The organism is Lutimonas sp. (genome assembly GCF_051011215.1).
In the GTDB taxonomy this organism is placed as follows: domain Bacteria; phylum Bacteroidota; class Bacteroidia; order Flavobacteriales; family Flavobacteriaceae; genus Lutimonas.
Window position 1 is genome coordinate 1 of sequence record NZ_JBPCUJ010000018.1, and the last position, 5,957, is coordinate 5,957.

At 37.5% G+C, this 5,957-nt stretch carries 4 protein-coding genes and 1 pseudogene; all 5 read right to left on the reverse strand.

Annotated features, from left to right (window positions below; all coding sequences use genetic code 11):
* Positions 1-623: pseudogene (locus ACR2MV_RS01970) on the reverse strand (4Fe-4S binding protein); the annotation flags it as partial.
* Positions 624-740: 117 nt separating this feature from the next.
* Positions 741-1,379 carry a cbb3-type cytochrome c oxidase N-terminal domain-containing protein gene (locus tag ACR2MV_RS01975; RefSeq protein ID WP_434020208.1) on the reverse strand — a complete coding sequence of 213 codons (639 nt, stop codon included), beginning with the start codon at positions 1,377-1,379 and terminating at the stop codon, positions 741-743.
* A 188-nt stretch (positions 1,380-1,567) separates the two neighbouring features.
* On the reverse strand, positions 1,568-3,715 hold the full coding sequence (ccoN, locus tag ACR2MV_RS01980) for a cytochrome-c oxidase, cbb3-type subunit I (protein WP_434020209.1): 2,148 nt from the start codon (positions 3,713-3,715) through the stop codon (positions 1,568-1,570).
* 20 nt (positions 3,716-3,735) lie between these two features.
* Complete coding sequence (gene ccoS / locus ACR2MV_RS01985) at positions 3,736-3,927, reverse strand: cbb3-type cytochrome oxidase assembly protein CcoS (protein ID WP_434020210.1); 192 nt, start codon at positions 3,925-3,927, stop codon at positions 3,736-3,738.
* A 98-nt stretch (positions 3,928-4,025) separates the two neighbouring features.
* Positions 4,026-5,957 (reverse strand): heavy metal translocating P-type ATPase (locus tag ACR2MV_RS01990; RefSeq protein WP_434020212.1); only part of this gene is annotated, 1,932 nt, incomplete at its 5' end.

Here is a 5,957-nt window from a genome sequence, read left to right on the forward strand (position 1 = left end):
ATAAAAAACAGCTGTAAATACCAGAAGTTTTACAAAAGTGTCTACATGAGCAACTGGCCCATCTAATATGTGTTGTATCAATATGTCACCTCCAATAAAATAGGCGAGAAATGCATTGGCTATTAAAAATGACACCATGGCGAAAAGTGTCCATTTAATCGTTTTTTTAGTGATTTTTTCGGCATTCCATTCCTGTTTCTCAAGTTTGATTTGTTTGTTGCGATCGCCCTCTATGAAATACTCGATTTTTCTAAAAATCATTTCCATAAAAATGGTTTGTGGGCACATCCATCCACAAAAAATCCGACCAAAAATTACAGTAAATAAAATGATAAAGACTACGGAAACCAGGAGCGATAAAACCAATAAGTAAAAATCCTGGGGCCAGAAAGGCTGCCCGAATATATTGAATTTTCTATCGATGATATTAAAAAGTAAAAATTGATTTCCATTGATTTTAATGAACGGAGAAGCAAATAATATGGCCAATAAAACCAGCTCACATAAGTCCTGTAATTGGTATACCTTCCATTTGGTTTTTTAGGATGGATGAAATTTCTCTTTCCTTCCTTGTCAATGGTTGCAATGCTGTCTCTAAAGTTTTCTTTTTCGTTATTGTTCATCTTCGGGGGTATTTGAAAAGGCTACAATGTCTGTTCAGGACAAGCGTAGCCTTTTCTACTACTAACTAAAAAAATCAAAAACACAGCAGTTCACCTAAGCGAGAACTAAGCGTGAAACTACTGTTTGCTCCAAGTGATATCACCTTCAGCAGCTTTTGGATTTGCGGGTGTGGTTCCATTTAAAGAAATCACATAACTCGCAAGCTGTTGAAGCTGGTCATTATCAAATGTATTTTTCCAAGAAATCATCCCTTTTCCGGCACGACCTCCCTCATTTAAGGTTTTTAAAATATTTTCCATACCACCACCGAGAATCCATTGATCATCCGTTAGGTTAGGGCCAATACCACCACCACCATCTGCCATATGACAGGCGACACAATAGGTGTCAAAACTTTGCTTACCCGCTGCTAAACTAGCTTCATCCGTAAGCAAGGTTATATCAAGTTTGAAAAGTTCTGGATTGGCTGCCTTATAGGCTTCTACTTCTTGTTTTCCTTTTTCAACTTCAGCCGCATATTCTTTTTCCTGACTGTATTCTTCTGAATTGGTGAACACCTGCACATAATAAAAGATCCCTATGGCTATAGTAATGTAAAATCCATACTTCCACCAGGGAGGAAGTACATTGTCTAATTCTTTAATTCCGTCATAATCATGGTCAGTCATTATTTCTTCTTCTGAAGCCAAATCATGGGCTTTGGTCATCGAATAGAGAAATTTTTTCCAACCGCTTAGTTGTTTTTTATCACTCATGATCGTTGTTTTTTATATCGTTATCTAATGGTAGATTGCTTAATTCTTCTATATTTTTTTTTGGCATTTTCAACACAAAAATCAGCATTGAAGTGAATACCATAAAAAATAGTAATAGCGAAATAATAGGATATATTTCAACCCCTACAATTGTATCTACATGATGTTTTATATACTTTAACATAGGTCTAGTTTTCTGCGGTTTCAGCTTTAATATCTGTTCCTAATCTCTGTAAATATGCAATGAGTGCAACAATTTCTTTATCTTGAATATTAGCATCTCCATAATTCTTCACATACTCTGGATCTTGTCTCAGATTTTTCTCAATTTCAATCGCTTGATTTTTCAGTAAATAAACTGATTTGTCAAGTTCAAACTGTGAATAGGGAACACCCAATAATACCATGGCATTTACTTTGTTAGCCGTATTGGAAATATCCAGATCATCCGTAATCAACCAAGGATATTGAGGCATGATAGAACCTGGAGAAGTTGTTCTCGGATCTAACATATGGTTAAAGTGCCAGTTGTCGTTATACTTGCCACCGACGCGGTGTACATCTGGTCCTGTTCTTTTAGAGCCCCAAAGGAACGGGAAGTCGTAAACAAATTCACCCGCTTTTGAATATTCACCATAACGTTCAACTTCAGATCTAAACGGCCTGATCATTTGTGAATGACAATTATTACAGCCTTCTCTGATATATATATCACGTCCTTCAAGTTCCAGAGGTGTATATGGTTTTACAGAAGTAATTTTCGGAATATTTGAATCCACGGTAAGCAAAGGAATAATCTCTACAGCGCCACCTATGGCAACGGCAATTACCACTAAAAAGGTGAATAATATAGTTCTTCTTTCCAACCAGGTGTGAAGCCCCTCACCAGCAATTCGTCTTGAGGTGATTTTTTTCAACGGAGCAGCTTCTGCCAGTTCATCTTCTACTGCCGAACCAGCCTGAGCGGTTCTGATCACATTATAGGCAAGTAATATGAAACCAGCCAGGTATAATGTGCCACCAAAGGCGCGCATCATATACATAGGCATGATCTGTGTAACCGTTTCAAGGAAATTACCATAAACAAGTGTTCCGTCAGGGTTGAATTGTTTCCACATCGCAGCCTGTGTAAATCCGGCTACATACAAGGGAAGTGCATAAAATAGAATCCCTAAGGTTCCCAACCAAAAATGGACATTGGCTAATTTTTTCGAGAATAGTTCTGTCTTCCAAAGTTTTTCGACCAACCAGTAAATAATACCGGCAGCCATAAAACCATTCCAGGCCAATGCTCCAATATGCACATGCCCAACGATCCAATCTGTATAATGTCCAATGGCATTTAATGACTTAAATGACAACATCGGTCCTTCAAAGGTAGACATACCATAACCGGTAATGGCCACAACAAAAAACTTAAGAACGGGGTTTTCTCGCACCTTATCCCAGGCTCCTCTCAAGGTTAATAATCCATTAATCATACCACCCCATGAAGGGAATATCAGCATCACGGAGAAAACGGTCCCTAGATTTTGTGCCCATTCTGGTAAGGCTGTATACAATAAATGATGTGGTCCTGCCCAGATATAAATAAAGATCAACGACCAAAAGTGAATGATGGATAATCGGTACGAATATACAGGTCTGTTGGCTACTTTAGGAACAAAGTAATACATCAAACCTAATACAGGTGTTGTTAAGAAAAAAGCCACGGCATTATGTCCGTACCACCATTGAACAAGCGCATCTTGCACTCCTGCATAAATGGAATAACTCTTAAATGCTGAAACCGGTAATTCAAGGTTGTTAAAAATGTGTAACACCGCTACAGTGATTAAGGTAGCGAGGTAAAACCAGATGGCCACATAAATATGACGTTGCCTTCTCTTTAAGATGGTTCCGATCATGTTGATCCCCATAACTACCCAGATCAGGGTAATGGCAATATCAATCGGCCATTCTAATTCAGCATATTCTTTTGAGCTGGTATACCCTAAAGGCAGTGTTATAGCTGCCGCTACAATAATTAATTGCCAACCCCAGAAGTGAATTTTACTTAAGGTGTCACTGAACATTCTTGTTTTTAACAAACGCTGCATGGAATAATAAATTCCCATAAAAATGCTATTCCCTACAAAGGCAAAAATTACAGCATTGGTATGTAAAGGTCTTAACCTTCCAAAACTTAGCCATGAAATTCCCTCCATATAATTTGGGAAAATAAAAAGAAAGGCCACTAACAGGCCTACCAACATTCCTACCACACCCCAAAGCACGGTAGCAACAAGAAACATTTTTACTATTTTGTTGTCGTAATAAAATTGTTCTTTTTCCATTTGAAAAATTTAGTTAATAATTAGTTGATTGTTTTTTGATTACTCTTTTTGTCTGATTTTTTGTCTTTCACAAGTTCATCGTCAAACAGCATTCTTACCGATGGCGTATACACGTCATCATACTGACCGGTTTTCACCGATTTAACGAACAAAATAAAAAATAGGATTGCAATGAAAAGACTTGCAATGATGAGCATGAATATGATATTCATTACTGATTTTTTTAGTTGGAACAAATAAACAAAAACTTAAAAAGTACAAACATGATAAATATCATGTTTTTAAAATTTAACTTAAAGTTTAATCTAGGCTAAGATAGTATTTTTTTTGCTAAATAATTGGTGCTAAGAGTTGCAAATAAAACGACCGATATAGAACTTATCGGCATGAGAATGGCGGCGACGATGGGTGAGAGGTTTCCAGTAACAGCAAAGAGTAGGCCTACAATATTATACAGAAAAGATATCACAAAACTTATTTTGATAACCAGCATGGTTTTATGAGATAATACAATGAATTTTGGGAGGAGTTTGAATTTTTTAGCATCCAAAATTCCATCACAGGCCGGTGAAAATACATTGATGTTCTCAGAAATTGCAATTCCTACATTGCTTTGAGCCAAGGCTCCGGCATCATTTAAGCCATCCCCAAACATCATAATTTTTTCGCCCTCTTTCTGTTTCTTTTTGATGAATTCTAGTTTGTCCTCTGGTTTTTGGTTGAAAAGTGTCTGACTTTCAGCAGGGAAGATTTTTGACAGATTTGTTTTTTCACCCTCATTATCGCCGGAAAGTAATGCGATTTGATAATCGGTTTCCAGGTCTTGGATCATATTGTCCAAGCCCTTTCTGTAGGCATTTTTAAAAATAAACTTCCCTTTTACTTTTCGTCCTATTTTCACATAAATGACCGTATCAAGGCTTTGTTCCTCATCACTCCCGACAAAGGAGGCAGACCCCAGTTGGATGCTGATGTCATTTACTTCGGCTTTTATTCCTTTGGATACAATCTCCTCAAATTCATGAATCAAGCCTGTCTCTTTCTCCTCAATGCTGTCATAAAGCATGCGGCTCAATGGATGATTAGAGGATTTTAAAAGTAGCTTGAGCATACCTCTTTCCAATGAGTTCAACGGATCTCCGAGATAGTCGATCTGCGCTTCCTTATTCGAAGTGATGGTACCTGTTTTATCAAATACCAGGCTATCAACTTTTGACATAGATTCAATCACCTGCGTGTTTTTTAAATAAAACTTGTTTTTGCCAAAAATCCGAATCATATTTCCCAAAGCAAAGGGTGCTGACAAGGCAAGGGCACAGGGGCAGGCAATAATCAAAATAGCTGATACCACCTGGAAAGCAGCCCGTTTATCAATCATATACCAGTAAATTCCAGCCAAAACGGCAATGCTAAGGATGATGATCGTGAATTGTTTTGAAATACTGTCGGTAAGCGTTTTTATATTTTTCGACTCATTTTCCTTGAATATATCGTTGCTCCAAAGCTGGGTGAGGTAACTTTGTTTTACGGATTGTATCGCCTCTAATTCGATGGCTCCATTGGTTTGTTTACCACCGGCGAATAGTTTCTCGCCTGATATTTTAGTCAGAGGTAAGGATTCGCCTGTTACAAAACTATAATCGATCATGCCATTTCCATTTATAAGGATACTGTCTACTGGTATGATTTCTTCGTTTCGTATCAAAATTCTATCCCCTGCCTCAATGTCACTAACGCTTATGTTCTCTTCTGATCGGTCTTTTGTGATTCTGGTAACGGCTATAGGGAAGTATGATTTATAATCTCTTTCGAAAGAAAGAAAGCTATATGTTTTTTGTTGAAAGATCTTTCCTAAAAGTAAAAAAAAGATAAGCCCTGTCAGGCTATCAAAATACCCTTGTCCTGTATTGGTGACAATCTCATAGGTGCTTCGAAAGAATAAAACCAGTATTCCAAGTGAAATCGGTACGTCTATATTCAGGATACCATGACTGAGTCCTTTATAGGCTGATATCAAATAATCCTTTCCTGAATAGAATAAAGCGGGTAAGGACAGCAGCAACATCAAGGCCCGGAAAAACGGTTTGAATCTATTCAGCCAGTACTCATCCATCTGGAAATACTCAGGAAAAGAAAGCATCATGATGTTTCCGAAGGCAAAACCGGCCACAGCGACTTGATAAATTAACTTTCTATCGGTTTTTTTATTTTTGATCTCAGCATCATCCAGACTGATATAGGG